Source organism: Micromonospora sp. NPDC085948 (genome assembly GCF_040686315.1).
In the GTDB taxonomy this organism is placed as follows: Bacteria; Actinomycetota; Actinomycetes; order Mycobacteriales; family Micromonosporaceae; genus Micromonospora.
Genome location: NZ_JBFBJW010000016.1, coordinates 42,303 through 67,443, shown reverse-complemented (window position 1 = coordinate 67,443; position 25,141 = coordinate 42,303). Strand labels below are relative to the sequence as shown.

25 protein-coding genes are annotated in these 25,141 nt (G+C 72.3%); 17 read left to right on the top strand and 8 right to left on the bottom strand.

The features are described 5' to 3' along the window. Positions 1–4: 4 nt before the first annotated feature. Entirely contained in the window at positions 5–922 is a 918-nt protein-coding gene (locus AB0O48_RS29590) for a TIGR03620 family F420-dependent LLM class oxidoreductase (RefSeq protein WP_357239169.1), read from the bottom strand. Positions 923–1,054: 132 nt separating this feature from the next. On the opposite strand from AB0O48_RS29590, the gene AB0O48_RS29585 reads away from it, so the two are divergent. Together AB0O48_RS29585 and AB0O48_RS29580 are read left to right on the top strand one after the other, a co-directional pair. After that, positions 1,055–1,663 (top strand): TetR/AcrR family transcriptional regulator, encoded by a 609-nt coding sequence (locus AB0O48_RS29585; RefSeq protein WP_357572655.1) that lies wholly within the window; start codon positions 1,055–1,057, stop codon positions 1,661–1,663. 121 nt (positions 1,664–1,784) lie between these two features. Further along, entirely contained in the window at positions 1,785–2,510 is a 726-nt protein-coding gene (locus AB0O48_RS29580) for a VOC family protein (protein ID WP_365069303.1), read from the top strand. A gap of 52 nt (positions 2,511–2,562) precedes the next feature. Here AB0O48_RS29580 and AB0O48_RS29575 read toward each other — a convergent pair whose 3' ends face one another. After that, entirely contained in the window at positions 2,563–3,237 is a 675-nt protein-coding gene (locus tag AB0O48_RS29575; protein ID WP_357239160.1) for an NAD(P)H-binding protein, read from the bottom strand. 97 nt (positions 3,238–3,334) lie between these two features. On the opposite strand from AB0O48_RS29575, the gene AB0O48_RS29570 reads away from it, so the two are divergent. The 8 genes from AB0O48_RS29570 to AB0O48_RS29535 are packed head-to-tail and all read left to right on the top strand — an operon-like array spanning position 3,335 to position 12,616. Beyond that, positions 3,335–3,724 carry a helix-turn-helix domain-containing protein gene (locus tag AB0O48_RS29570; protein ID WP_357239157.1) on the top strand — a complete coding sequence of 130 codons (390 nt, stop codon included), beginning with the start codon at positions 3,335–3,337 and terminating at the stop codon, positions 3,722–3,724. Then, positions 3,721–4,242: a GNAT family protein gene (locus tag AB0O48_RS29565; RefSeq protein WP_357239154.1), complete on the top strand. Its 522-nt coding sequence runs from the start codon at positions 3,721–3,723 to the stop codon at positions 4,240–4,242. Before AB0O48_RS29570 ends, AB0O48_RS29565 begins: the two co-directional genes overlap by 4 nt. A 43-nt stretch (positions 4,243–4,285) precedes the next feature. Further along, on the top strand, positions 4,286–5,956 hold the full coding sequence (locus AB0O48_RS29560) for a serine protease (RefSeq protein ID WP_365069302.1): 1,671 nt from the start codon (positions 4,286–4,288) through the stop codon (positions 5,954–5,956). After that, the gene (locus AB0O48_RS29555; RefSeq protein WP_365069301.1) at positions 5,953–8,229 is read left to right on the top strand and encodes a tetratricopeptide repeat protein; all 2,277 of its coding nucleotides are present in this window, start codon (positions 5,953–5,955) and stop codon (positions 8,227–8,229) included. The genes AB0O48_RS29560 and AB0O48_RS29555 overlap by 4 nt, the downstream gene beginning before the upstream one ends. 30 nt (positions 8,230–8,259) lie before the next feature. Continuing rightward, positions 8,260–9,684 (top strand): VWA domain-containing protein, encoded by a 1,425-nt coding sequence (locus AB0O48_RS29550; RefSeq protein WP_365069300.1) that lies wholly within the window; start codon positions 8,260–8,262, stop codon positions 9,682–9,684. After that, positions 9,681–10,835, top strand: a complete 1,155-nt coding sequence (locus AB0O48_RS29545) for a hypothetical protein (protein ID WP_365069299.1) — start codon at positions 9,681–9,683, stop codon at positions 10,833–10,835. The genes AB0O48_RS29550 and AB0O48_RS29545 overlap by 4 nt, the downstream gene beginning before the upstream one ends. A 2-nt stretch (positions 10,836–10,837) precedes the next feature. Next, positions 10,838–12,238 carry an extracellular solute-binding protein gene (locus AB0O48_RS29540; protein WP_357239139.1) on the top strand — a complete coding sequence of 467 codons (1,401 nt, stop codon included), beginning with the start codon at positions 10,838–10,840 and terminating at the stop codon, positions 12,236–12,238. A 15-nt stretch (positions 12,239–12,253) separates the two neighbouring features. Further along, positions 12,254–12,616 (top strand): CU044_2847 family protein, encoded by a 363-nt coding sequence (locus tag AB0O48_RS29535; protein WP_357239135.1) that lies wholly within the window; start codon positions 12,254–12,256, stop codon positions 12,614–12,616. A 57-nt stretch (positions 12,617–12,673) separates the two neighbouring features. On the opposite strand, the gene AB0O48_RS29530 is transcribed toward AB0O48_RS29535, so the two are convergent. Then, positions 12,674–14,122 (bottom strand): M20/M25/M40 family metallo-hydrolase, encoded by a 1,449-nt coding sequence (locus AB0O48_RS29530; RefSeq protein WP_365069298.1) that lies wholly within the window; start codon positions 14,120–14,122, stop codon positions 12,674–12,676. Between the two features lie 120 nt (positions 14,123–14,242). Between AB0O48_RS29530 and AB0O48_RS29525 the strand changes: the two genes are divergently transcribed. Further along, a complete protein-coding gene (locus tag AB0O48_RS29525) occupies positions 14,243–15,544 on the top strand; it encodes an NAD(P)/FAD-dependent oxidoreductase (protein ID WP_357239129.1) in 1,302 nt (433 codons plus the stop codon). A gap of 24 nt (positions 15,545–15,568) precedes the next feature. Here the strand turns inward: AB0O48_RS29525 and AB0O48_RS29520 are convergent, their stop codons facing one another. The 3 genes from AB0O48_RS29520 to AB0O48_RS29510 form a co-directional block, all read right to left on the bottom strand. Next, positions 15,569–16,663 (bottom strand): AI-2E family transporter, encoded by a 1,095-nt coding sequence (locus tag AB0O48_RS29520; RefSeq protein WP_357572645.1) that lies wholly within the window; start codon positions 16,661–16,663, stop codon positions 15,569–15,571. Between the two features lie 78 nt (positions 16,664–16,741). Continuing rightward, positions 16,742–17,530 carry a fused MFS/spermidine synthase gene (locus tag AB0O48_RS29515; protein ID WP_365069297.1) on the bottom strand — a complete coding sequence of 263 codons (789 nt, stop codon included), beginning with the start codon at positions 17,528–17,530 and terminating at the stop codon, positions 16,742–16,744. A 115-nt stretch (positions 17,531–17,645) separates the two neighbouring features. Next, positions 17,646–18,623, bottom strand: coding sequence for a DUF2267 domain-containing protein (locus AB0O48_RS29510; RefSeq protein WP_357572641.1), 978 nt, complete (start codon positions 18,621–18,623; stop codon positions 17,646–17,648). 202 nt (positions 18,624–18,825) lie between these two features. On the opposite strand from AB0O48_RS29510, the gene AB0O48_RS29505 reads away from it, so the two are divergent. Beyond that, on the top strand, positions 18,826–19,140 hold the full coding sequence (locus AB0O48_RS29505) for a hypothetical protein (RefSeq protein WP_357572640.1): 315 nt from the start codon (positions 18,826–18,828) through the stop codon (positions 19,138–19,140). 73 nt (positions 19,141–19,213) lie between these two features. Here AB0O48_RS29505 and AB0O48_RS29500 read toward each other — a convergent pair whose 3' ends face one another. After that, positions 19,214–19,546 (bottom strand): STAS domain-containing protein, encoded by a 333-nt coding sequence (locus AB0O48_RS29500; RefSeq protein ID WP_357572639.1) that lies wholly within the window; start codon positions 19,544–19,546, stop codon positions 19,214–19,216. Between the two features lie 210 nt (positions 19,547–19,756). Here AB0O48_RS29500 and AB0O48_RS29495 point away from each other — a divergent pair, with 210 nt between their 5' ends. From AB0O48_RS29495 to AB0O48_RS29475, 5 genes are all read left to right on the top strand, one after another. Beyond that, the gene (locus AB0O48_RS29495) at positions 19,757–21,547 is read left to right on the top strand and encodes a PP2C family protein-serine/threonine phosphatase (protein WP_357572638.1); all 1,791 of its coding nucleotides are present in this window, start codon (positions 19,757–19,759) and stop codon (positions 21,545–21,547) included. Then, entirely contained in the window at positions 21,544–22,608 is a 1,065-nt protein-coding gene (locus AB0O48_RS29490) for a cobalamin B12-binding domain-containing protein (RefSeq protein ID WP_357572637.1), read from the top strand. The genes AB0O48_RS29495 and AB0O48_RS29490 overlap by 4 nt, the downstream gene beginning before the upstream one ends. A gap of 115 nt (positions 22,609–22,723) precedes the next feature. After that, the gene (locus tag AB0O48_RS29485) at positions 22,724–23,071 is read left to right on the top strand and encodes an STAS domain-containing protein (RefSeq protein ID WP_357572636.1); all 348 of its coding nucleotides are present in this window, start codon (positions 22,724–22,726) and stop codon (positions 23,069–23,071) included. 68 nt (positions 23,072–23,139) lie between these two features. After that, positions 23,140–23,586, top strand: coding sequence for a response regulator (locus AB0O48_RS29480; protein WP_357239103.1), 447 nt, complete (start codon positions 23,140–23,142; stop codon positions 23,584–23,586). A 111-nt stretch (positions 23,587–23,697) separates the two neighbouring features. Beyond that, positions 23,698–24,219, top strand: a complete 522-nt coding sequence (locus tag AB0O48_RS29475) for an ATPase (protein WP_365069296.1) — start codon at positions 23,698–23,700, stop codon at positions 24,217–24,219. A gap of 30 nt (positions 24,220–24,249) precedes the next feature. Here the strand turns inward: AB0O48_RS29475 and AB0O48_RS29470 are convergent, their stop codons facing one another. Further along, on the bottom strand, positions 24,250–25,101 hold the full coding sequence (locus tag AB0O48_RS29470) for a hypothetical protein (RefSeq protein WP_357239098.1): 852 nt from the start codon (positions 25,099–25,101) through the stop codon (positions 24,250–24,252). Between the last annotated feature and the right edge of the window lie 40 nt (positions 25,102–25,141).

Genomic DNA, 25,141 nt, shown 5'->3' with positions numbered 1-25,141 from the left:
ACGGTCAGTTGGTGCCCGGTGTGCGGGTGGTGAAGTGGGGCAGCAGCGTGGCGAGTTCCCGCCAGTGCCGCCGCGGCGGACCGTCGCCGTCGCCGGCGTCGGGCCGGAGGACGTGCAGGGTGACGTGGTCGGCGCCCGCGTCCAGGTGGGCCTGGATGCGGTCGGCGACGTCGTCGAGGTCTCCCCAGGCGACGAGGGCGTCGATCAGGCGGTCGCTGCCGCCCGGGACCAGGTCCTCCGCACCGAAGCCGAGGCGGCCGAGGTTGGCGCGGTAGGCGGGGAAACCGATGAACATCCCGATGCCGGCGCGGGCGGTCGCCCGCGCCCGGGTGGGATCGCGGTCCAGGACGACCGCGAGGTGCGGGGCGATGAGTGGGGCGTCGCCCACGCGTGCCCGATGCGCCGCCGAGTATTCGGGAGTCACGAGGAACGGGTGCCAACCGGAGGTACGCGTGCTGGCCAGATCGACCATTTTTGGACCCAGCGCGCCGAGAAGGCGCCGGTCGGCCGGAATCGGGTGGGGTGCGGCGTCGAGCCCGTCGAGGAAGCGACGCATCGACACCGTCGGTGTGCCGTAGTCCTGGCCGGCGTTGGCGGCGGAGTGGGCGTTGCTGACGCCGAGGCCCAGAACAGCGCGCGGGCCGTACGTCGCGTCCAGCGCGGACCAGCGGCTCCCCAGGGCGGCCGGGTCCTGGCCCCACATGGACAGCACGCCCAGGGCGACAGTGGCGTGTGGCGCGGCGGCCAGCAGGTGCTCGACGTCGTCCACCGCCCCCGGGCCGTCGAGGCCGGGGATCCAGAGCGCCGGAAAGCCCAGTTGGTCCAGCTCGGCCGCGGCCTCGCGGACCTCGGGTCGGGCCGCTCCGCGCAGCTCCGTGCTCCAGATCCCGACCGGGCCGAGCGTGTGCCTCACGTGCTCCATGGCGAACCCCCTCCACACATCTGTACCGCTCGGTATGGAAAGAACCTAGCAGGGTCCACGGTCATTCCCCAAACTTTTGTACCGATCGGTTTCCGCGGGCGGTAGAGTGGGCGCGGCAAGGGGGTGGAGGAGATGGCCCAGACCGGACGACCGCGTGGTTTCGACACCGACGAGGCCCTGGATCGGGCGATGGAGGTGTTCTGGCGACACGGCTACGAGGGCGCCTCACTGACCGAGCTCACCGGGGCCATGGGCATCAACAAGCCCAGCCTCTACGCGGCGTTCGGCAATAAAGAGGGCCTGTTCCGCACAGTGGTGGCCCGGTACGCGGACGTCGAGATGGCCTACGCGCGCGACGCGCTGGACCAGCCGACCGCCCGGGACGTGGCCGCGGTGCTGCTCCGGGAGAACGTGGTGGCGCTGACCCGCCCCGACCGTCCCGCCGGCTGCCTCTCGATCCAGGGCGGCACCGCCTGCGGCACCGACAACGCGGCCATCTCCGACTTCCTGGCGGCCAGCCGGCGAACGGGGGAGAACGCCCTGGCGGCCCGCTTCACCCGCGCCGTCGAGGAGGGTGACCTCCCAGCGGAGGTCGACCCCACCGCCCTGGCCCGCTTCCTGAGCGTCGTCACCGAGGGCCACGCCGTCCATGCGGCAGCCGGCGCCCGACGTGACCAACTGGAACAGTCGGCCGAGATCGCCCTGCACGCCTTCACCGCCGCGGCGTATCCCGTCCGGTGACCGGACGCTCGGCGCCCCGGTCGAGGCGCGGAAAGTCGGGTGCGGGTGACCCGGCCCGCCCCTTAGGCTCCCGCTCCAACGGCCGGCGCGGCGTCCGGTCGGAGGGGAGATGGGCGAGGCGATGACTGCACACCTGTTCGCGATCTGCTTCGACGCACGCGAGCCGCTGCGACTCGCGCGGTTCTGGTCCGGGCTCCTCGGCCGAGAGATCGTCGACGATCCACGTGACGGCGTTCTGCTGCTGCCCGCCGGCGACCCCGACTTCCGGATCCGCTTCCCCCAGCACCAGCAGCCCAAGGTCGTCCAGAACCGGATGCACTTCGACCTGACGAGCAGCTCGCTGGAGGACCAGCAGCGGTCGGTGGCCAGGGCCCTCGAGCTCGGCGGCCGACACATCGACATCGGTCAGGACCCGAACGACGATCACGTGGTGCTCGCCGACCCCGAGGGCAACGAGTTCGACGTGATCGGGCCGGGCAACAAATTCCTCGCCGACACCGGGCCGATCGGCGCGCTCGCCTGCGACGGATCGCCGCAGGTCGGCTACTTCTGGAGCGCCGCGCTGGGGTGGCCGCTGGTCTGGGACCAGGACGAGGAGACCGTCATCCAGTCGCCCCGCGGGGGCACGAAGATCTCCTGGGGCGGTCCGCCGTACATGCCGAACGGGGGCCGGGACCGGGTCCGATTCGACGTCGCCGTGGGCGTCGACACCGACCGGCCGGCGGAGATCGACCGCCTGCTGTCGCTCGGCGCGACAGTCCTCGACGCCGACGGCGGCGATATCGGCGGGCGGGTGTTGATGGCCGACCCGGACGGCGGCGAGTTCTGGCTCCGGACGGCACGCTAGCGCGGGTCCGAGCCGTGTTCGGCGGCTCTGCGGCCGGCGCGGACGGACCGGGTCAGTCGAAGACCGAGACGCGGGTGCGGTGGTGCCGAGGGGATTCGATCTCGTCGAGCACCGCGACCGCGAGGTCGGCGTACGACAGGGTGGTCGATCCGGACCGGGGCACGGTGTCCCCGCCAACCCGGTAGCGGCCCCGTGGTGGTGCCGCCACGTCCAGCATCGCCGGTGGGGTGAGCATCAGCCAGTCGACCGGGGTGTCCGCCGTACGGAGCCGCTCCAGGCCGGCGGTGTGCGACAGGGCGAACGGGCGGAGCTCACTCGGGAACGCCGTGGGGTCGTCCAGGATCAGGCGGCCGTGCTCGTCGTGGAGGTTGGCGAAGAGTCCGATGAGGACGAGGCGACGGACTCCGGTCTCGGTCATGCCGTGCAGGAGCGCGTCGACGGCGTTGACGAAGAACTGGTCGTCGAGTCGGCCGAGGGCGGCCAGGGCCTCGGGTCCGGATGCGGGGCTGACCGCGCTGACCACCGCGTCGTGACCGTGCAGGATCGTGGACGTCGAGCGCGGGTCCGTGACGTCCCCGCGGACCACCGAGACGCCGTCCGCGGCGATGTCGTTGCTCGGGTCCGGATTCCGGACGACGGCGGTGACCCGATGTCCACGGGCGCGGGCCTCGGCGGTGATGGCCCGTCCCGCTCTGCCACCGGCACCGAAGATGGCGATGCTGTTCATGGATTCGTCCCCCGTCTGGCTGTCGCTGCGGACCACGGGAACGGTATCTACGAGATACTGGTTACTACAAGGAAACCGGGATGGATGGGGGCATACCGTGGCGGAGCTGGATCCCGAGATGTTCGACCCGATGTGCCCCTCCGGTGCCCTGCCCTTCCAGATCGGTGACAAGTGGACCGGGATGGTCGTGCTCTGTCTACAGGGCGGTCGGCGTCGCTTCACCGAGATCCGGGTGCCCCTTCGTGGCGTCACACCCAAGGTGCTGACGCAGACCCTGCGGGCGATGGAACGCGACGGCCTGGTGGTGCGCACCGCGTACCCGGAAAATCCGCCGCGCGTCGAGTACGAACTCACCGACCTGGGGCGCACGCTGTTGAGCCTGATCGAGGCGGCGCGTGCCTGGAGCAAGGACCACCTCCCCGCCCTGCTCGACGCTCGGGAGGCGTGGACACGAGCGGCCTCGGCCGCTCCGAGTGGTCGGCCGTGAGATATCTGCGTACCGGTGGTCCCGCCGCGATCCGGCGGCCCCGGCCCACCGACTCCGACGAGTTCGTCGCCGCCGCCCGGCGCAGTCGGGACCTGCACCACCCGTGGTTGGTCGCGCCGTCCAGCCCGCAGGAGTACGACAACTACCTGAGGCGGATCCGCCGCCGCGACGGGGCCGGTTACCTGATCTGTGACCGGGCCAGCGGTGCGATCGCCGGCTACGTGAACATCAGCGGGATCGTGCTGGGTGCGCTGCGCGGTGGTTACCTGGGATACGCGGCGTTCCAGCCGTACAGCGGGACCGGGCACGCCTCGGCGGGCGTGGCGCTGGTGATCGACCACGCGTTCCACACGGTCGGACTGCACCGCCTGGAGGCGAACATCCAACCGGGCAACGAACCGTCGCGCCGGGTCGCCCGCAAGCTCGGTTTCCGGCTGGAGGGCTTCTCGCCGGACTACCTGTTCGTCGATGGCGCCTGGCGCGACCACGAACGCTGGGCGATCACCGCGCCGCGCTGACCGGGGTCAACGGAAATGGTCCCGCTCCGTTACCCTCAGCGAAGTGGCGGTCAGTCCTGACAACGAGCGATGGCTGGTCCGCGTCCGCAGTACGGATGGCCGGGTTCTGGGCGCCGGCCTGGCGTTGGATGCTCGCCGCGTCCTGACCTGCGCCCACGTCGTCAGCGGCGGCGGCGACAGCAGTTCGTCCGGCAGCGAGCCGTCCTGGGCTGTTCTTCTCGACCTCGTCGGCCAACCGGTCAGCCGGACGGTGTCGGCCCGGGTCGTGCCCGGCTGCTGGTGGCCACTGACCGACGATGAACGGGACGACATCGCGGTGCTCGAGCTTGCCGAGCCGATGGCGCAGGGACCGTTCGCACCGCTGCGCCGCACGAAGACTCTGGACCGCCGCGTCGTCATGTACGGCTTCCCGACAACAGTCGAACACGGCGTACGCGTCGAGGCCACGCTCAAGGGCCGGTCCGGGGCGAGATGGGAACGGATTCAGATGGTCTCGGGGCCGACCGATCTCCGGGTCAGCAAGGGCTTCAGCGGCACGGCGGTCCTCGACGCGCGGAGCGGGCACGTCGTCGGGATGGTGGTCAGCACGTACGAGGATGCCGACCGCGACGGCGATGTGGTCGGCGGTGCCGCCCAGGGCCTGTCGTGGATGATCCCGGTCGAGACGATCCTGAATCGCCTTCCGTGGCTTGGTCCCCGGGTGCCCGGTGAGCCTGCGGTCGATCCGCGTCTGCGGTCGCCCGACGGCATTCCGGCGAACCTCAAGGTCCTCCGCCAACTCGCGGACTTCTTCGGTCGCCTCTCGCCCGACAACGTGCTGGTCATCGTCGTCAACCACCGCGAGTCCGACGTCGCCGAGGCGGTTCGCCAGGCCGCCGTGTTCTCCAGTCGGGAGCTTCGATCGTCGAGCGACCCGGAGCAGAGCCCGGACGCTCCACCCATCGGCAGCATCGACCTCGCGGTGGACGCGACGGACCGGAGCACGAAGGACGTGTCCCAGCGGATCGCCGACTGGGCTGGCGAATCCGACGTCGCGAGTACGGCGCCGGACAACGACCGCGCCGTCGAGGCGACGCCGCGCTCGATCATCATCAACAACATCGACGAGGCCGCGGATCCCGAGACGCTCCTGTCCGAGGTGGTGCTTCCCCTGGTCGACCAGGCTCCCGCCCGGGATCTGCGGATGCTGCTGACCTTCCGTGCGGAGTCGGTCCCGCTGCGCACCACACTGCTGGCGCGTCGCGTCGCGAGCCTCCAGGCCACCGAGGAGGCCACCCGCCGGGCCTACCGCCAGGCCGCCGCCGTGGTCGCCGACGTGCCCCGGCTCCAGCCCAGGGCGATCGAGCTGCGCATCCAGTTGACCAAGCTGCGGGCCGCGGCGGCCAGCACCGACGGCGACACCCTGGCCGCCCTGCTCGCCTCGACCGAGCGGGCCACCGACCGGGCACTCCGCACGGCCGAGTCGATCCGGCGGGAGATCGTGGCGCGGGAGGATCTCTGGTCGGAGCTGCGCGGCCGGCTGGGCGCCTATCGCGCGCGGGCCGTACGGCACGGGTTCGCCGAGGACGCCGTTCTCGGCACGTCGTACCGTGGCGCGCACGACCTGCTCATGGCCGCGCCGTGCGATCTGGTGACCGCCGAGGCGGCGGTCCGCGACTACACCGAGGCGGTCGCGGACCGGGTCGGTGGCCACCGCGGCGGGGGTGGGTCGTGACACCATGCAACTGGCCGGGCTGCGCCGGCACCGTCGACGAGACCGGGTTCTGCGACGTCTGCGGCCTGGCGCCACTGCCTCCCGACACGGCCAAACCGACCGCGGCCCCGTCCCGGTCGACCGGTCGAGACATCTGGACGGTGGCCAGCCTCGTCTCGCTGCCGGTGCTGACCTTCTCGCCCGACGGCGCGACCACCCAGCCCCTGCGGGTGCCCGAGGAGTTCCGCTTCTGCCCGAAGGGTCACCCGGTCGGTCGGAGCCGGGGCGGTCGACCCGGTCGGGACAGCGGGTTCTGCCCCTACTGCCCGACCCCGACGCCGTTCAACTTTCGTCCTGGCCTGCAACCCGGTGACCTTGTCGCCGACCGGTACGAGGTGGTCCGCTGTGTGGCCCGTGGCGGCCAGGGCTGGGTCTACCTTGCCCACGACACCCACAACGACCACGTCGACGTCGCGCTGAAGGGCGTGCTGCACGCCGCCGACGAGGCCTCCCTCCGGGCCGCCGTCGAGGAACGACGGTTCCTCAACGCGCTGGACCACCCGAACATCGTGCGGAGCATCGACTTCGCCACCCACGACGACCCGGTCGCCGGCCCCACCGGTTACATCGTGATGGACTATCTCGACGGCATGTCGCTGCGCAGGTTGCAGAACGCCGCGAAGGACCCGCGACAGCCGGACGTCTCGCTGCCGATCGACCACATCCTCGCCTATGGTCACGAGATCCTCGCCGCACTCGACTACCTGCACCGGCGCGGGCTGCTCTACACGGACATGAAGCCCGACAACGTGATGCGCACCGCCGACCGGATCAAGGTGATCGACCTGGGCGGGGTCCGCAAGGCCGACAGCGGGAGCGAGGGGATCGTCCACTCCGTCGACTTCTCGGTCAGCAGGGCCGAATACCAGAATCGGGGGCCGACCGAGCGCTCCGACCTGTTCGCCCTCGGTCGTACGTTGGAAGACCTGTACCGGCACCGCACGCCCGGCCCGGACACTCCCGGCGCGGCCCCGGACGCCCTCGGCATCGAGTCGTTCAACCGGCTCGTCGCCCGCGCGATCCGCCTGGACTGGGACCGGCGGTTCGCCTCTGCCACCGAGATGTCCGAGCAGCTCCTCGGTGTGTTGCGGGAGATCCTGGCGGGCCAGCCGGACCGGCGTCAGCCCGAGCCGATCTCGCTCTTCCAACCCTCCGCCCGGCTGCTGGACGCGGGGCACGGGCTGGTCCTGCCCCTGCGTACCTGGATCGACGCGGGCGACAGCACCGTCCTGGACGACGGCCGTCCCGCGTCCGTCGACGTGGCCCTCGGTCTGGCGGTGCCCCGACCCGACCCGGACGACCCGGCCGTCGACGTGCTCCGCACGGTCGACGCGTCGGACGCCCACGCCCTCCTGGGTGAGCTCGCGATGGTGGAGCAGACGTCCGTGGAGATCGAGCTGAGCAGGTGCCGGGCGCACCTCGCGCTGGCCGATCCCGACTCGGCCGCCGTATCGCTGGTCAGCGCCGAGACGTTGATCGGCACCCGAGCCGACGCCGACTGGCGGATCGCCTGGCACCGCGGGCTGCTCGCGCTTGCCGCCGACCGGATCGACGATGCGGGGCAGCGGTTCGACGCGGTCTACAGCGACATCCCGGGGGAGGTCGCCCCGAAGCTCGCGCTCGGCTACTGCGCGGAACGACGCGGCGACCACGTGTCGGCAGCCCGCTACTACGCGGCGGTCTGGCAGCGCGATCCCTTCCAGGCGAGCGCCGCGTTCGGGTTGGCCCGGCTCCGTCTGGCGGCGACCGACCGGGCTGGGGCCGTCGCCGTCCTCGACGAGGTGCCGGCGCTCTCCCGGCACCACGACGCCGCGCGGGTCGCCGCGGTGCGGGTGCTGTCGTCCCGGCTGCCCGGTGGGCCACCCGCCGCCGGTGAACTCAACCAGGCCGTCCACCGGCTCGCCGCGCTGGACGTCGGCGGGGAGGCGCGCGACCGACTGATCACGGCGATCCGGGAGATGGCGCTCGAGCTGGCCCGTTCCGGCGACGCCGCCAAGCTGACCGGCGGCCCGGTGCTGGGTGAGCCGCCCACCGAACGCGCCATCCGCACCTTGCTGGAGCGCTCCTACCGCGCCCTGGGCCAGCAGGCGCAACACGCCGCGTTCCCGGACCTGGTGGCGGTGCGCGCGAACCGCTTTCGGCGGGCCGTTCGCACCGACGACGCTGGCCGGCGTGCCGCCCACGACCTGCTCGTCGACCGAGCGAACGCCGTCCGGCCCCGCACCCGATGGTGACCGAACCGACCCGGAACGGAGCGTGAATCGATGGAAACCGCAATGCGGTTCGACCTGGAAGTCAACCAGAACAAGTTCCTGCGGGTTGGCGGTCGGGAGATGCACGCGGTCCTCTCGGTGACCGGAGAGGGTGACCCGGCCGAGGACGACCCGAGGGCCCCGTCGGATCCGTCCCGGCTGGTCGAGGTGCTGGTGATCGACTGCTCCGGCTCGATGGCGGATCCACCGACCAAGATGGCCGCAGCGCAGCAGGCCGCTGCCGCGGCCATCGCCGTGTTGCCGGACGGTGTCCGGTACGCGGTGGTCCAGGGGACCCACGAGGCCACCATGGTCTACCCGGCGACTCCGACGCTCGCGACCGCCACGTCGGCCACCCGGAAGGAGGCCAGAGCCGCCGTGGCCCGCCTCGGCGCCAGCGGCGGTACGGCGATGGGCAGTTGGCTGGCGGCGGCCCGGGGCCTGCTGCCGCCGTCGTCGACGATCAACCACGCGCTGCTGCTCACCGACGGCATAAACGAGCACGAGACCGCGGACGAGTTGGAGCGCGTCCTGCACAGCTGCGTCGGTCGGTTCGTCTGCGATCCCCGAGGGATCGGAGAGGGTTGGCGCCCTGCTGATCTGCTCCGGATCGCCGCCGCGCTGCACGGCACCGCCGAGGCGGTACGACGCCCGGCCGATCTGGCGGCGAGCTTTCGCGAGTCCGTTCTCGCCGCGCTGACCAAGCTCCTGCCGGACGGACGGATCCGGCTGCGGACCATGCCGTACGCCGAGCTGGTCTTCTTCAAGCAGACCAGTCCCACCATCCAGGACCTCACCGAGTACGCCGAGAGGGTCGACGAGCGGACGTGGGAGTTCGCCACCGGATCGTGGGGTGCCGAGCGCAGGGACTATCACCTGTCTCTGCGGGTCACGGCGCCCGACGACGTCCTGGAGCAGGACCGGTTGGCCGCCCGGGTCAACCTGGTGGTCGACGGCGAGGTGCGGTCCGCCACCGCCACCGTCCTCGTAAACTGGACCGTCGACATGGCGAAGTCTGCCCGGATCGATCTCAGCGTCTCCCAGGTGACCGGGCAGGAGGACGTCCGGCAGGCCATCAACGCCGGCTGCGACGCGTTCGACCGGGGTGACCGGGTCGAGGCACACGCCCAGTTGGCGCAGGCGGTGGCGCTGGCAACCGCGACGCGCGACGAGGCCGCCCTGGAGCAACTGCGGCACCTGGTGGACATCGAGCCGGACGGCCTCGTGCGGCTCAGGGAAGATCTCAGCCAGGCCGACGTCAGGGTCAGCATCGTCGACTCGGTGCAGAACCCGCTGCAGGTTCCGGCGCCACGGGTGCCGGCGGTGGCGGATGTGATCTGCGGTGTCTGTCTGGAGACCTCACCGGCCGGCTCGGCAAGCTGCGAGGCCTGCGGCGAACCATTCGGCGCAGGCCCGACGGCCGGGGTGCCGGCATGACGGCGGACGCGCGGACGCCACCACGGGTCAGCACCACCCGGCGGACCCTCGTGCGTCTGCGGGGGTGGCTGCTCGGGCTCACCGCGGTCACCCTGGCGACCAGCCTGGCGGTCTTCCTCGGTGTCGCCGGCAATGCCGACGCGGCCGCCGAGCGATCCGTGCCGGCGATCCTCGCCAGTTACGACGCGCAGGACGCGCTGCGCAACGCGCACCTCGCGGCGGTGGGCAATCTCGGCAGGGGTGGTGTCGTCCTCGGCGGTCCCGGGGCTGATTACCAGCGCCAGATCGCCGCCGCCGGCCAGTACCTCACCCTGTTGGCGGAGAACAACGCGGCCGGTGACGAGGGCACTCAGGACATCCAGACGATCGAGGCGCTGCTGGTGACCTACACCGGGATCATCGGCCAGGCCGACGCGCGCTTCCGGGACGCCGACCTGGGGGCGCTCGGGGTGGCGGCGCTCCGGGACGCGGCGAGCCTGTTGAACGACATCCTGGTCCGGATCCAGGATCTGCGGGGTAAGCAACTGCTCGCCCTGGACGGCCAGGTGGACAACACCTGGACCAACACGCTGACCGCGGCGCTCTGGTTGCTGCCGCTGGTCGCGCTCGGGGTGCTGTTGGCGCGGACGCAGGTGTATCTGGCCCGCCGCTTCCGCCGGACGGTGAATATCCCCCTGCTGGTGGCCTCGGTCGCGGCGGTGGGGATGGTGGCCCTGACCGGGGTGAGCCTCTCCTCCGCGGACCGGTTGGACCAGACCCGCGCGGGAGTCCACGTCGTCGACGGCAGCAGGCGGGCGCAGCTCATGGACGTGGGTTCCCTGGCCGCGTACGGCCTCGTGGGTCAGGTGGAGACGCAGTGTGGCAGGACGGCCTGTGCCGACACCATCGCTGAGCTTCGCGGCTCGTTCCCGTCCCCGTCTCCATCCCCGACTTCGACGTCCCAGGCTGTCGCGACCGACACCGCCGTCACCGACGACTCCGCCATCATGGACGACGGCGCTGTCGCGGCCGACGACGCCATCACGACCGCCGCCGACGGCGCGGCCAGGAGTTACGCCGGCGAGCTCCTGTTGCCCCTGCTCGCGCTCGTCATCGCGGGGCTGATCCTGTGGGGCTTCCAGCTCCGCCTGGCGGAATATGGGGAGCGGTGACCATGAAGCGCAGCGCACGGATGGCGGTCGCGACGGTCACGGTGCTGCTCGCTGGTGTCGCCCTCGGCGGTTGCTCTGCCGAACCGACTGCGGAGCTGACGGTCTTCGGCTCGTGGACCGGCGTCGAGGAGGCCGCGTTCACGGCGGTGTTGGACGACTTCCAGCAGAGGCACGGTATCCGGGCCCGCTACCAGGGGCACCGGGACGTCAGCCAGGTGCTTCAGGTGGCGATCGAGCGCGGCCGTCCGCCCGACGTCGCGGTCCTGCCCCGCGTCAACGACCTGCAGCGGTACGTCAATGCCGGCCAGTTGGCGTCGCTGGAGGGCGCTGTCACGACCGATCCGGGCGCCGCCGCGCAGCTGATCAAGCTCGCCCCCAAGGTCGGGCCGAACGGCACGCGCAACGGCAGGGACCTCGCCTACGCGGTCGCGATCGCCACCCACCTGAAGAGCGTGGTCTGGTACGACCCGACCGAGTTGAAGAAGTTCGGCCAGGATCCGCCGGCGACGTGGGACGAGCTGGTCAGCCTGACCCAGCGCAGGATCGGCGCCCAACAGGTGCGCTGGTGTCTCGCCATGAGTTCCCAGTCGGTCTCCGGTTGGCCGGGCACCGACTGGATCGAGGACATCCTGTTGCACCAGTCCGGCCAGGCCTTCTACGAGCAGTGGACGCGCGGTGACCTCCGCTGGGATTCCCCGCAGGTCAAGGAGTCCTGGGAAACCTGGGGCACCCTGCTGCGGGCCTCGTCGGAGGGGACGGCCCGGGCCAGCCTCTACACCACCTTCCAGACAGCGGCGAAGGGCTTGTTTCCCCGTAGGACGGACGCGGGGTCGACCGCCCCACGTTGTCACCTGGACCACCAGGGTTCCTTCGCGGTCCGCGAGTACCGTCCGCACCTGCCGGCAACGTCCAGCCCGACGACCACCGGTCCGACTGCCCCGCCGTTCACCTTCTTCCCGACACCGTCGATCGGGGCGGCGGACACGTCGGCGCTGCGCGAGGTCTCCGACGACGTCGCGGTCATGTTCCGTGACCCCAAGGAGCCCAAGGGCACCAGGGACACCGAGCGGGCCAGGAAGTTGATGACCTACCTCGCCTCCGAGGAGGCTCAGACGGTCTGGCGTCAGCAGACCCAGGACCTGGCGTTCAGTCGGCGCGGCCAGGCACCCGAATACCAGGACGAGGTCCTGGCGGCGGTCGCGCAGCGACTGCGTACCGGCACCCTGTGCTGGGACGCGTCGGACCTGATGCCGGCGACGATGGCCACGGCGTTCGAGCGGGCGGTCCTGGTCTACCTGGAAGCACCGGAGCGCCTGGACGGTCTGCTGGCCGAACTCGACAAGATCAGAGAGACCGGGCACAAGGCCGAGTGGCTTGATCTGACGTGCGTGCCGCCCGCCTGAGAGAGGACGTGAACGATGACGGAACTGCGCAGATTCGACCTGGACGGCGGCGGCTCGGTGGTGGTCGAGGTCGACGGTCGGGCCGGCGTGACGCCGGCCGGCAACGCCGGCAAGGTGGTCCGTGAGGCGCGGGCGACGTTCGACCGGGCGCTCTCGGAGGTACGTGATGCCGCCTCCGCCGCGCTCGGGCAGTTCCAGTCGATGGCCCACCGTCCGGACGAGGTCGAGATCTCCTTCGGGGTGCAGTTGACCGCGGAGGCCGGCGCGGTGATCGCCCGCACCGGCGTCCAGGGTCAGTTGACGGTCACGGTGCGCTGGCAGCGGCCACCACACGGCCCCACCCCACCGCACCCCGAGGCGCCCGTCTCGCCGGAGTGATCAGGAGGTTCGCCCCCGGTCTCAGGCCGGGGGCGAGCCTCCTGATCGAGGGAACACCTAGGCGCCTGGGCGGGGGAAGGCCACCGGGCTGCGGAGGTTGTTGTGGCCCACCGCGCGGATGCCGAAGAAGACGTTGTCCTTGGACAGGTCGATGCTGACCTCGGTGACGTCACCGACGCCGATCACCCGCTGCCACTCGGCGGCCGTGGTCTCCCGCCACACCACCTCGTAGCCGGCCAGGCCCGGTTCGTCGCCGCGCTGCCAGCGCAGGGTGGTGTTGTTGGTCAGGTCGGTGGTCACGATGATGGCGCCCCGGGGTGTCCCGGGCGCCTGGGCCAGCGACCAGAGCGCCGCGCCGTTCACCCGGGCCACCCGGGCGATGTACGCGAAGTCGCAGAACTCCGGCAGGTCACCGAACTGTTGGCCGTCCTGCATCCGGACGTCCTGGTGCTGGTGGGCGAAGTCCTCGTTCGGCTCGGTGAACCGGGCCGCCGGCCAGCCCTCGCGCAGGAACGAGATGTGGTCGCTGCCGCGCAGGTAGCGGTCGCGGCGGTAGATCACCCGTACTCGCATGGCGGTGGCGTCGTTCTCCGCCACATCTCGAACGAACCGGGCGAGCTGCCGTGACGGTGAGTCGTTCTCGCCGCCGACGGACTGTCGGGTGGTGGCCTCCGCCGGGGTTTCCGCCGTCGGCACCCCCTCCGCGAAGAGTCGCACCGCGTGCGGGTCGCGGGTGCCGTCGTCGGCGGTGCTGCTGCCCACGATGTCGTCGCTGAACATGCCCTGCACGTCCGCGCCGGCCGCCTTGAGCTGCCCGGCGAGGTACGCCGAACCGTACAGGCCCTGCTCCTCGGCGGCGACCGCGGCGAAGACGATGGTGGCCGCGGTGGGGCGGGTGGCCATCAGTCGGGCCAGCTCCAGCACCACTGCCACGCCTGACGCGTCGTCGTCGGCGCCGGGCGCGTCGCTGACCGCGTCCATCACGTCGGTGACCCGGGAGTCGTAGTGGCCGGTCACCACGTAGGTGCGGTTCGGCGCGCTCTGGCCGCGCAGGGTGGCCACCACGTTGGTGATCCGGGTGGCGGTGGGGATCCGCGACGCGGGTTGCTGCACGTACGACTGGAGTTCGACGGTCATCCGGCCGCCGGAGGTGGCCGCGTACTCCTGGAGCCGGGCGTGGATCCAGTCCCGGGCGGCGCCGATTCCCCGCTGGGGGTCGTCCTGGCTGGAGAGGGTGTGCCGGGTGCCGAACGCGGCCAACCGCCGTACCGTCGCCTCGATTCGGCGCCGATCGACCTGCCGGAGCAGTTCGCGCAGTTCACGGTCGGGTCGCTGGGCGCGGGCCGGGCGTCCGGGGCCGGCGGGGACGGGGTCGGCGGCGGCCGGCGCGGCGAGCGCGGGCACCGCGACGGTGGCGGCGGTCGCGGCGGTGGCGGCGGCCGAAGCGGACAGGAAGGTGCGGCGGGTCGGCCTCGTGGGCCGTGCGCCGGTGTCGTCTGATCCCATCCCGGCATCCTGCCCATCGACGGTGGTGTCTGTCTATATCGCTGATCGTGGATGTTTCGCCGCTCGCACCCGAGCGGCGGTTCCACGTTTGTCCTGGGCTTCGACGGGAAACGGCCCGCAATGACGAAACCTCGTGTGGTGATCGTGGGGGCCGGGTTCGCCGGTTACCACGCGGCGAAGACGTTGAGCCGGATCGCCCGTGATCGGGCCGAGATCGTGGTATTGAACTCCACCGACTACTTCCTCTACCTGCCGTTGCTGCCCGAGGTGGCGGCCGGGGTGGTCGAGCCCAAGCGGATCGCGGTGCCGCTGACCGGGACGCTCAAGGGCGTACGTGTGGTGGTCGGCGAGGCGGACCACGTCGACCTGCAGAACCGGTGGGTCGGCTTCACCCAGGCGGAGGGGGAGAAGAACCGGTTGGCGTACGACCGGCTGATCCTCGCCGTGGGCAGCGTCAACAAGCTGTTGCCCATCCCGGGGGTGACCGAGTACGCGCACGGCTTCCGCGGTCTGCCCGAGGCCGTCTACCTGCATGATCACATCGTTCGTCAGGTCGAACTGGCCGAGCAGGCCGAGGACCCGGCCGAGCAGCAGGCCCGCTCCACCTTCGTGGTGGTCGGGGCGGGTTACACCGGCACCGAGGTCGCCGCGCACGGGCAGTTGTTCACCGACGCGCTGCACGCCCAGCGGCCCCGGCTCACGGTCCGGCCGCGGTGGATGCTGCTCGACGTGGCGCCGCGGGTGCTGCCCGAGATGGACGAGCGGATGTCGAACACCTCGCACCGGGTGCTCAACCGCCGGGGTGTGGACGTGCGGCTGGGCACCTCCGTGGCGGAGGCGACCTGCGACGGGGTGAAGCTCACCGACGGCGAGTACGTGCCGACCTGCACCCTGGTGTGGTGTGTGGGGGTGCGCCCCGACCCGTTCGTCAACGAGTTGGGCCTGCGCACCGACCGGGGGCGGCTGGTGGTCGACGAGTTCCTCAACGTCCCCGGCTACCCGGAGGTGTTCGCCTGCGGCGACGCCGCCGCGGTGCCCGACCTGGTGAACCCGGGCAAGATCTGCGGGATGACGGCTCAGCACGCGCAGCGGCAGGGCAAGCGTGCGGCGCACAACATCGCCGCGTCGTACGGCTTCGGCAAGCGCAAGCCGTACAAGCACCACGACCTGGGTTGGGTCGTAGACCTGGGGGGCAAGGACGCGGCGGCGAACCCGTTGCAGGTCAACCTGGGCGGGTTGCCGGCCAAGACGGTCACCCGGGCGTACCACCTGATGGCGATGCCGGGCAACCGCACGCGGGTCAGCGCCGACTGGGTGCTCGACGCCGCGCTGACCCGCTCGGCGGTCCAGTTGGGGCTGGTCCCGGCGAACGCGGTGCCGTTGGAGAGCACCACACCCGAGGTCGCGTCCCGAGCCCGCTGAGCGGGGAGCCCACGCGCCGGCCGGTCAGCCCCGAGGGGCGGGACCGGCCGGTCGCCGCGCGCCGGGACCGGCCGGTGGGGCGGGTCGCAGTCGGCGCGGGCCGTACTCGCGCAGCAGGGCCTGGATGATGCCGGCGGCGGGGATGGCCAGCAGCGCGCCGAGCAGACCGGCCAGCTCCGCCGCGAGCAGCACACTGACCAGTACGGTCAGCGGGTTGAGCCGGACCGCCCGGGACAGGATGAACGGCTGGAGCAGGTGGTTCTCCACCTGTTGGTAGACCACGAAGAAGACGAGCACCACCACCCCGGCGGTGGGGGAGTGCAGGAAACCGGCCCCGGCCGCGATCACCGCGCCGAGCGTGGCGCCGACGAGCGGGATCAGGTCGGCCACCGCCACCAGCAGGGCGATCACGGCCGCGAACGGCACGCCGGTGAGGGCCAGCACCACGTAGGTCAACACCCCGCAGATGACGCTGATCAGCAGGTTTCCGGTGAGGTAGCCGGTGACGGTGCGCGATACCTCCCGGCCCACCCGGCGCAGCCGCTCACCCTGACCGTCCCCGGCCGCCGCGAGCAGGCCGCGGGTGATCCGCGGCGCCTCCAGGACCATGAGGTACGCCAGCACGATGACCGTGACCACCCCGGCGACCGTCTCGACGACGCCGCGCAGCACGCCCACCGCGGGTTGCCGCAGTCGGGTGCCGAAATCACGGAGCTGGTCGGAGTGCTCGCTGACGTAACGCCGCACTCCGGTGCGTTCCAGCAGTTGCCCCAGCGGGCCACGACCGGCGCGGGCGTCGTGCAGCAGCTCGGGCGCCCGGTCGGCGAACCGGGCCAGTTCCCCGGACAACGGCACCAGGATCAGCGCGGCCAGGATCGCCAGCAGCACGAACGCGACGAGGAACACCAGCAGCGTGGCCAGCGAGCGTCGCCGCACGAGACGGCGTTGCACGCGGTCGACGAGGGGTTTGAGCGCCACGGCGAAGAACGCGGCGACCACCGCCCAGACCAGCACCCGGCGGGTCGCGTACACGAGGACCAACGCGAGCGCGGTCGCGAGCAGCAGACCGATCACGATCAGGGTCCGGCGGGCGGTCGCCCGGTCGTCGGCGGTGCTCATCCGCCGCGCCTTCCCCGCACTCGCCGTCGGAAACCCGGCATTGCGGACGGAACGGCCGCTCTGGTCCTTCCGTACGGGTCAGCCGCGCTCGTCGGCGTCGGTGACCGGGTGCGCACCGGCGACGAACGTGTCGAGCGCGGCGGCGTGCAGCAGCCCGCCCGGCACCGGGTCCCGCAGGGCCGCCACCGCCAGCCGGCCGACCGGCAGCCCGGCGGGTCGGGACGTCGCGGCCAACACCAGGTTGCCGTACCGACGACCGCGCAGCATCCGCCGGTCGCCGAGCACGCACACGTCGGCGAAGACCGCCCGCAGGGTGGCCACCTGCACCCGGGTGGCGACGAGCGGCGGCAGGTCCGTGACGTTGACCAGGAACATGCCGTCGGGGCGCAGGACGCGGGCCACCTCGGCGGCGAACTCGACGGTGCGTACGTGCGGGGGCATCCGGGCCGCCCGGTAGATGTCGGCGATCACCAGGTCGTGGGAACCGGCCGGGGTGGCGCTGACCGCGTCCCGGGCGTCGGCGACCTCCACCCGTACCTGCGGCGGCAGCGGCGGCAACTCCCGGGCCACCAGCTCGACCACGGCCGGGTCCCGCTCGACGACGCGTTGCGGGGAGCCGGGGCGGGTGGCGGCCAGCCAGCGGGGCAACGTCAACGCGCCGCCGCCCAGGTGCAGCACGCTCAGCGGGACGCCCGTCGGGGCGGCCAGCTCGACCGCGGCGGCGATCCGTCGCACGTACTCGAAGTGCAGGTGGCGGGGATCATCGACATCCACGTACGACTGCTCGACCCCGGCGGACAGCAGGATCCGCCCGGTCCGCCGGACCGGGTCGGCGACCAGCTCCAGCCGGTCGGCGGCGCGGTTCATGACGGGCACGCTAGCCCAGGCCGACGACCGAGCCGGCGCGCGGCCCGGCACGGCCGACGGGCCGGCGGAGCGGGAGGTCCCGCGTCCACCGGCCCGGCGGTGCCGTCGTAGCCGATCAGCTGCCGGCCATCCCGGCACCCACCTCGTCGATCGCGTCGTCGATCCGGTGGGCGAGGTCCACGTCGAGCGCGGTCACCCCGTTGGCCTGACTGGTGCGCACGGTCAGGACGGCGGCGGTGTCTCCCGGACGTCCGATGCTCGGCCCGCGTCCGCTGTCCTGGCGCATCCGGTCGAGCCGGTCGAGCACCCGGTCCAGGTTGTCCGGCGGCAACGCGACCACCCGGTGCAGACCCTGGGTGTCGCCGGCCCAGTAGGGCAGGTCGTCCAGCGCCGCGTCGACGGCGTCCGGGTCCAGGGTGGGCGTGGTGGTGGAGGCGCCCACCAGGCCGCCGCCAGCTTCCGGTGGGTTCAGCAGGTCACGCAACCCGTCGGGTACGTGCAACGACTCGACGAGGTCGCCATCCTGCTCGGCGAGCGCGGCGATCGTCGCCTCCGCCTGGTATCGGGCCTGCTCGGGGGTGTTGCCACTGATCCGGCCCACCTCGGCGAGGAAGCCGGGCAGGTCGCGGTGTCGCTCGATGCCGTCGACGGGCAGCACGTCGTGCAGCGACGCCGGCACCGCCGCGAGCAGGCGTTGCCGCTCGGCGGCTTCCAGGGCGAAGGCGAGGACGAGCACGGTCGCCTCGGTGCCGACCTTCGCCGTCTTGAAGTCGACCCCGGCCCGACGCCGGACCTCGTCGACCAGGTCGTGGTAACCCATGCTGCTGACTCCGGCCGCGCCGGTCGGCGGGGACGGCTGCGGCCTCGGATTGTCGGCGCTGCCGACCGGCGGCGGCGCCGGCCCGCCGCGCGTACTGTCCGGCTTGTGCGGTCCGGCCGCCGGTGGACCGGATCGCCTGCTCTGGTCCAGGCTCGTGAGTTGCTTGGAAGCGCTCAGGCTGGCACCGATCTCACTGGGCTGGCGACCCTGTTCGCGGGCCTGCCGGGCCAGCGCCCGACGCCGCTGGTTGTCGCCCTCCATCTGCTTACGCATGGTGGCACCCCTTCCGCTGGGGATCGTGGGCTGTGTCAGTCGCGTTCCCGCCGCCCCGGGAGCCGAAACGGGCGCCGCCGGGGCGGGTCGGCCCGGTGTCCGCGACGCTTCATCCGGCGGGGGTGAGGGGTGCTCACCCGCTCGGAGCGCACGATCGGGTCAGGACCGAAGTTCTTCCGAGGTACGCGGAAGGAAGGTCGTCATGAAGCAGATCGTCGAGATCGTCCCCGCCCGACGTGGCTGGTACGCCCGCTGGCAGCTCACACCCGAGGTCACCAGGTGTTACCCGGTGAGCCTGTGGGCCCTGCTGGAGGAGGCCGACGGGACCGGCCGTGAGGTCATCGGGATGGACTGCATCGGCCAGTGGCCCGGCGCGGACGACAACGAGGCGGGTGGGCAGTTCGTCCGCTACCTGTACCAGACGCCCGATTCGGGAGAGCCCGACGACGTCGATCCGGCCCCGACGGGCGAGCTGCGCGAGAACGGGCCTCGACTCCAGCCGATGACGACACCCTAGAGACATTCCTCCGGCCCCCGACCCCAGGTCCCAGGGTCGGGGGCCACCCCGGCTGCCCGGAGGTGGCCGCGAATCAGCCGATGGCGCGCAGGTCGTCGGTGGCGTGCTCCACCGTCAGCAACTCGGTCAGACCGGTGCGGTCCAGCATCCGTTGCAGTTGCGGGCCGGCCCCGGTCAGCCGGATCGCCCCGGCGGCGTGGTGCACCACCAGCAGCGCGCTGAGCCCGGAGGAGTCGCAGAGGCTCACGCCGGTCAGGTCGACCAGCACCTGCTGGTCGTCGCGCAGATCGGCGGCGGCGGCGATCAGCTCGGGCGCGGAGGCGTAGTCGAGCTCGCCAGTCAGCCGCAGTCGGACGTGCCCGGCGTCGAGCCGGGTGGTCTCGATGATCAACAGCTGGTCGGACATCCCACCATGTTCCCAGCCCGGTGGGCGAATGCAAATCGGGGGCCGGCGACACGCCCGCTCGCGCTCGCCCAGCCGCTGGTGGCGGCACCTCGCCAGCCACGCTGAGATGCCGCTTCGCGCGTCCCGGCGTAGGGTGGGCGGGAGAGTTTGCACCATGGACGCCGGTTCCGGTACGGGTTCGGGTGGACGACAAGGAGTGAGGCTCAGCTGGTGACTGCATCCGACGTCAGGGACTGGGACCCGGGCGACGGACGGGTCTTCACGCCGAGCACGACACAGTCTCCGGCGTGGAGCGCCGACATGTCGCCCCGCCCCGCCGCGGCCCCGCCGCCCCGATCCGCCCCGGGCCTACCGCCGACGGCCCTCGACCGCGATGACGCCGCGTCCGACTGGTTCGAGGTCGCCGAGCACCTCCGTGAGGGCCTGGTGGTCTGCGACGTCGACGGCGTCGTGCGGTACGTCAGCCCGGTGGCCGAGCGGTTGCTGCCCGGTGTGACGCCCGGCGAGCCGCTCAGCGCGGCCGGTGTGCCCGGCCTGAGTGAGGGCGACCCCGGCGGCTTCACCCATCGCGGACGTCGGCTGACCGCCCGCCAGGTGCCGCTCTCCGGCGGCCACTGCTGCTGGTACGTCGAGGACGTCACCGACCGTCTCGGCCGCGCCGACGCGCTGCTCGCCGAGCGGGCCCGCTCGACCTTCCTGGCCGTGGTCGGTGACAAGCTGGGCAACCCGCTGCACCCCGCCCGGGCCGCAGCCGCGATCGTCCGGCTCGCCGTGCCGACCCTGGCCGAGGTGGCTGTGCTGGTTCTCGCACCGCGCGCCGGTCGGGCCGGCTGGTGGCGGGCCGCGGGCACTCCCGACGAGCAGGCGTTGGTGGACAACGGTGTGCTGGCCGCCGGCGAGCTGCCCGCCGCCATCGCCGACGGGCTGACCGGGGTCGAGCCGCACGCCCTGGACTGGCTGGTCGAGCAGGCGGTCGACGCCGGCTGGCTGCCCGAGTTCGCCGGCGTCGCGACCGCGGCGCGGGTCGTCCCACTGCCGGGCCGGGACGCGCCTGTCGGTGTGCTGCTGGTCGCCCGTCGCGCCCCCGACTCGTACGACGAGGCCGACGCGGAGCTGATCCGCGCGTTCGCGGCCCGCGCCGGCGCGGCGATGACCACCGCGCTGCTCTACCGCGACCAGACGGAGGTCGCCGACACCCTCCAGGCCAGCCTGTTGCCGGTCGAGCCGGCCGAGGCCGCGGGCGTGCAGTGGGGCGCCGCGTACCGGCCCGCGCAGGCGGGGCTCCGCATCGGTGGCGACTTCTACGGATCGCACCGGCTCGCCGACGGCGGCTCGGTGTTCTTCCTCGGCGACGTGTCGGGCAAGGGGGTCGAGGCGGCCGTCTTCACCGGCCAGCTGCGCCAGTGCCTCCAGGCGCTGCACCGCTTGGAGTCGCACCCCGGGCGGTTGCTGCGGCTGCTCAACGACGCGTTGCTGGAGACGACCCAGGCGCACGGTCAGGGCCGCTTCGCCACGATCGTGCTCGGCCTGGCCCGTCCCCACCGCGACGGTGGCCTCACCCTGACCATGGCCGGCGGTGGGCATCTGCCGCCGCTGGTGCTGCGCGCCTCCGGCGAGGTGGAGTCGGTGCCGCTGCGCGGCATGCTGATCGGGGTCGTGCCCGACCCGCGCGTCGGCGAGGTGACCGTCCGGCTGGCACCGGGCGAGACCTGCCTGCTCTACAGCGACGGGGTGACCGAGGCCCGCGGTGGCCGCCGTGGCGACGAGCAGTTCGGCACCGAACGGCTGGTCGCCACGGTGACCGGCTGCCAACGGATGCCGGCGCCGGCCCTGGCCGAGCGGGTCGAGCAGGTCACCTGCGACTGGTTGGCGCAGGGCGATCACGACGACATCGCGGTGCTGGCGCTGCGGGCGGCCGGCCCGGGTGGGCGCGCGTCGCGGCACCTGCACTCGGTGCCCGCACCGGCCCTCTTCGAGCAGCGCGGCGAGGTCGAGGCGTGACCGCCGCCCCGGCCCGCTCCGACCAGCGCGGCGAAACCGCCGCCACCGACCCGGGCGACGCCTACGTCGGTTACCTGGACTGCCTCGCCGACGCCGACGAGGACGCCGCGATCGACCTGGCGATCGGCCTGCTCGACGCGGGAGTGCCCGCGGAGCGGGTGCTGCTCGACCTGGTCGCGCCCGCCCAGGCCGAGGTGGGTGAGCGGTGGGCGCGCAACGAGTGGAGCGTCGCCCAGGAGCACGCGGCCACCCACATCAGCGAGCGGGTGGTGGCGGCGGTCGCCACGCACGTCAACCCGCGCCCGACCGGCGGGCGGGTCGTCGTCGCGTGCATGGACGGCGAGTGGCACGCCCTGCCGCCCCGGCTGGTGGCCGAGGTGCTGCGGTTGCGGGGCTGGCAGGTGACGTTCCTGGGCGCCAGTGTGCCGGCGGCCCACCTCGTGTCGTACCTGCACCGTTATGACGCGCACGCGGTCGCGTTGGCGTGCGCGCTGCCGATGCGGCTGCCGCACGCCCACCGGATGATCGAGGCCTGCCGCCGCTCGGACGTGCCGGTGGTGGTTGGTGGGCGCGGGTTCGGTGCGGACGGCCGGTGGGCGCGTCGGCTCGGCGTGGCCTGGGCGCCGGACGCGCCCTCGGCGGCTGAGCTGATCTCCGACGAGCGGGCGTTGCGCAGGGTGCCGCCGGCGCGGCTGGGCCACCTGGCCGACGACGAGTACGCCAGCCTGGTGCGGCGTCGTGGCGAGCTGATCGACAGCGCGTTGGGCGACCTGCGGGAGCGGGTGCCGGCGACGCACACCTACACCGCCAGCCAGCTCGACTCCACGGTGAGCGACCTGGGTCACCTGGTGGATTTCCTGGCCGCGGCGGTCTACGTCGACGACGCCTCGTTGTTCATGGAGTTCGTCGAGTGGCTGGCGGGGATCCTGTCGAGTCGGGGGGTTCCCGGGTCGGCGCTCGCCCGGTCCCTGGAGCACTACGCCGGCACGTTGCGCGACTTCCCCCGGGCGGAGCGCATGGTGGCCCTGGGGCGCGCCGGGCTGCCCGCCGCCGACCGCTGAGGGTCCACCCGCCGACGTCGCTGTCGATCACCGCGCCCTACGGCCGATGCGCCGACCCTGCGTATACTTGCCGCACCGCAAATGTCCACCCGCGGGTGGAGCGAGGGGGAGAACGGTGACGTTCAGCGTCAGCTACGTCGAGCGCGACGGCGGTGGCGCCTGCCTGCGTCTGGCGGGTGAGCTGGACATGAGCACGTCCCCCGAGCTGACCGCCGCGATCGACCGGCTCACGGCCGCCGGCGAGTCCCGGGTGCTGCTCGACCTCACCGACCTCACCTTCTGCGATTCCACCGGGATGGCGGTGTTCGTCCGGGGGGACAATCAGGCTGCGGCCGACGGTGGTTGGCTCCGGCTCGTCGGCGCCAATGGTCGCGTCGAGCGGGTGTTGCGGATGACCGGTCTGGCCGACGTGTTGAGCTACGAACCGGAATCGGTCGACCCCGCGTCCCGCAGCGCCTCCTGATGGGCTAGATTTCCCCGCCAGCGCGGTGACCGTCAGGTCCCGTCCCCGCCGACCCGAGGCAGGTAGTGATGGGCGCAGACAGCCCGCAGCCGGTACGCATCCTGGTGGTCGACGACGACCCCGGTGACGTACTGATGATCGAGGAGGCGTTGGCGGACTCTGACGTCGACAAGGTCATCGACGTGGTCAGCGACGGCGAGGAGGCGATGGAGTTTCTCCGCGCCGAGGGCCGGCACGAGCAGGCCCGCCGGCCCGACGTGATCCTGTTGGACCTGAACATGCCCCGGATGGACGGCCGGCAGGTGCTCAGTGCGGTCAAGCAGGACGAGGATCTGCGGACCATCCCGATCGTGGTGTTGACCACGTCCAACGCCGACACCGACATCGTCGGCAGCTACACGTTGCAGGCCAACGCGTACGTCACCAAGCCGATCGACCTGGACGACTTCAACGACGTGGTCCGCCGCATCGACGAGTTCTTCGGCCGGGTGGTCGTGCTGCCCAAGCGCGCCTGACGCGCCCCCGTGCGCGCATGCTGAACATTTTTCCCGAACCCCCTCGGTCGTCACCGTCGCGGCCGAGGATCCAGAAGGGGAAGTAACAGCGGCTGCCTGGGGGGCGACGGGATGAGGTTCTCCATCGTTGAGACCGGTTACGACACGCGGCAGGTGGATTCCTGCCTGGACGAGTTGGGGATCCGGCTGTCCCGGCTCGCGGCGCGCGCCGAGGGGGCCGCCGACGCCTCCGGCGAGTGGGACGAGATCCGGCAGGAAGCGGCGTGGCTCAGCGGGCTCCTCCAGCGGTTGGACCTCGGCGACACCACCGTCACCCGGGACGCCTCCGCCGGGGAGCGACGGGCGGCCGCCGAGATCCTGGCCCAGGCCCGCGCCGAACTGGACGAGGCCCGCGCGGAGGCCCGACAGGTGCGCGAGCAGGCGTACGAGGAGGCGGTGCAGGCCCGGCGCGACTTCGAGGCGGCACTGTACGTCCGGCGGCGGCGCGAGGCGCAGGTGGACCTGATCCTCGGTCAGGTGACCGAGGATCAGGTGCCCGCCGACACCCCGACCGCGGCTGCCGGCCTGGCGGGGCGCCGGGTGGGAGTCGGCGGGCTGGACGCGGGTGCGGAGCCGCCCTCGGGCCGTCGCTGAGAGCGGTCGGCGCGGAGTTGAGCTGTCGGCTCAGGTGGTGAGCGCCGCCGCGACGGTGGACGCCCGATCCTCGTGCTGGGCGTACGCGTCGGGGTAGGCGGAGATCTGCACGGCCTGGGCGGCGGCGGTCACGCTCATGTCCTGCCAGCCGGGGATCTCGTTCAGCGCGCTGTAGAAGGCCCGCGCGGCGTACGACGGGCGCATCAGCTCGGCCACCGTGCCCCAGCCGCTGCTGGGCCGTTGCTGGAACAACCCGAGCGAGTCGTGGTCGGAGCCGCTGCCCTGGTTCGGGTAGTCGGCCGACTCGGGGAGGACGTCGCTGGCCAGGTTGTAGAGGTTGCTCTCCTGCATCGCGGTGGCCAGGGCCACCACCAGGGCGCGACGCGGCATCTTCATGTCCCGGCCGACGTCCACGATGATCTTCGCGTTGTCCATCTGTGCCTGGTCGAGACCGGCCACCGGACGGGGTCGGCGGGGCTTGACCGGCTTCTTCGGCGCCTTGCGGGCGACGGTGGGCGCGGGGGTCGGCGTCGCCGTCGGGCTGGGCAGGACCCGCGCGGGGGCGAGCTCACGGTCCAGCGACCGGGAGGCGCGCTCGTCGGCGATGGCGGCGCGGTCGGCCACCGCCTCGGCGAGCGGCTCCACCGAGCGGGCCGACTCGTCGTCGTTGCCCCGGGCGGTGGCGACCGCGACGAGGCTGAGACAGCAGGTGACGCCGGTGGCCAGGGCTACCCGGATCGGGGTCGAGCCCAGCAGGGGCCGCCGGGGCGGTTCGGGGACGCGGTGCCGGCCGATCGTCCGTTCGGTTGATGCGACATCGCCCGATGGGGTGCTCGGATGCGCGTCGGTCAGCTTCTGGTCGGAGGGGTCGTCGGGATGCACCTGACGAGGTTAAAGACCCAATTGCTCGAATTCGCCGGCC

Bases quoted from the DNA above. Each gene is read 5' to 3' on its own strand.
- AB0O48_RS29590 (WP_357239169.1), bottom strand. From the start codon at position 922: ATGGAGCACGTGAGGCACACGCTCGGCCCGGTCGGGATCTGGAGCACG.
- AB0O48_RS29585 (WP_357572655.1), top strand. From the start codon at position 1,055: ATGGCCCAGACCGGACGACCGCGTGGTTTCGACACCGACGAGGCCCTG.
- AB0O48_RS29580 (WP_365069303.1), top strand. From the start codon at position 1,785: ATGACTGCACACCTGTTCGCGATCTGCTTCGACGCACGCGAGCCGCTG.
- AB0O48_RS29575 (WP_357239160.1), bottom strand. From the start codon at position 3,237: ATGAACAGCATCGCCATCTTCGGTGCCGGTGGCAGAGCGGGACGGGCC.
- AB0O48_RS29550 (WP_365069300.1), top strand. From the start codon at position 8,260: ATGGAAACCGCAATGCGGTTCGACCTGGAAGTCAACCAGAACAAGTTC.
- AB0O48_RS29545 (WP_365069299.1), top strand. From the start codon at position 9,681: ATGACGGCGGACGCGCGGACGCCACCACGGGTCAGCACCACCCGGCGG.
- AB0O48_RS29540 (WP_357239139.1), top strand. From the start codon at position 10,838: ATGAAGCGCAGCGCACGGATGGCGGTCGCGACGGTCACGGTGCTGCTC.
- AB0O48_RS29535 (WP_357239135.1), top strand. From the start codon at position 12,254: ATGACGGAACTGCGCAGATTCGACCTGGACGGCGGCGGCTCGGTGGTG.
- AB0O48_RS29530 (WP_365069298.1), bottom strand. From the start codon at position 14,122: ATGGGATCAGACGACACCGGCGCACGGCCCACGAGGCCGACCCGCCGC.
- AB0O48_RS29525 (WP_357239129.1), top strand. From the start codon at position 14,243: ATGACGAAACCTCGTGTGGTGATCGTGGGGGCCGGGTTCGCCGGTTAC.
- AB0O48_RS29520 (WP_357572645.1), bottom strand. From the start codon at position 16,663: ATGAGCACCGCCGACGACCGGGCGACCGCCCGCCGGACCCTGATCGTG.
- AB0O48_RS29515 (WP_365069297.1), bottom strand. From the start codon at position 17,530: ATGAACCGCGCCGCCGACCGGCTGGAGCTGGTCGCCGACCCGGTCCGG.
- AB0O48_RS29510 (WP_357572641.1), bottom strand. From the start codon at position 18,623: ATGCGTAAGCAGATGGAGGGCGACAACCAGCGGCGTCGGGCGCTGGCC.
- AB0O48_RS29505 (WP_357572640.1), top strand. From the start codon at position 18,826: ATGAAGCAGATCGTCGAGATCGTCCCCGCCCGACGTGGCTGGTACGCC.
- AB0O48_RS29500 (WP_357572639.1), bottom strand. From the start codon at position 19,546: ATGTCCGACCAGCTGTTGATCATCGAGACCACCCGGCTCGACGCCGGG.
- AB0O48_RS29480 (WP_357239103.1), top strand. From the start codon at position 23,140: ATGGGCGCAGACAGCCCGCAGCCGGTACGCATCCTGGTGGTCGACGAC.
- AB0O48_RS29475 (WP_365069296.1), top strand. From the start codon at position 23,698: ATGAGGTTCTCCATCGTTGAGACCGGTTACGACACGCGGCAGGTGGAT.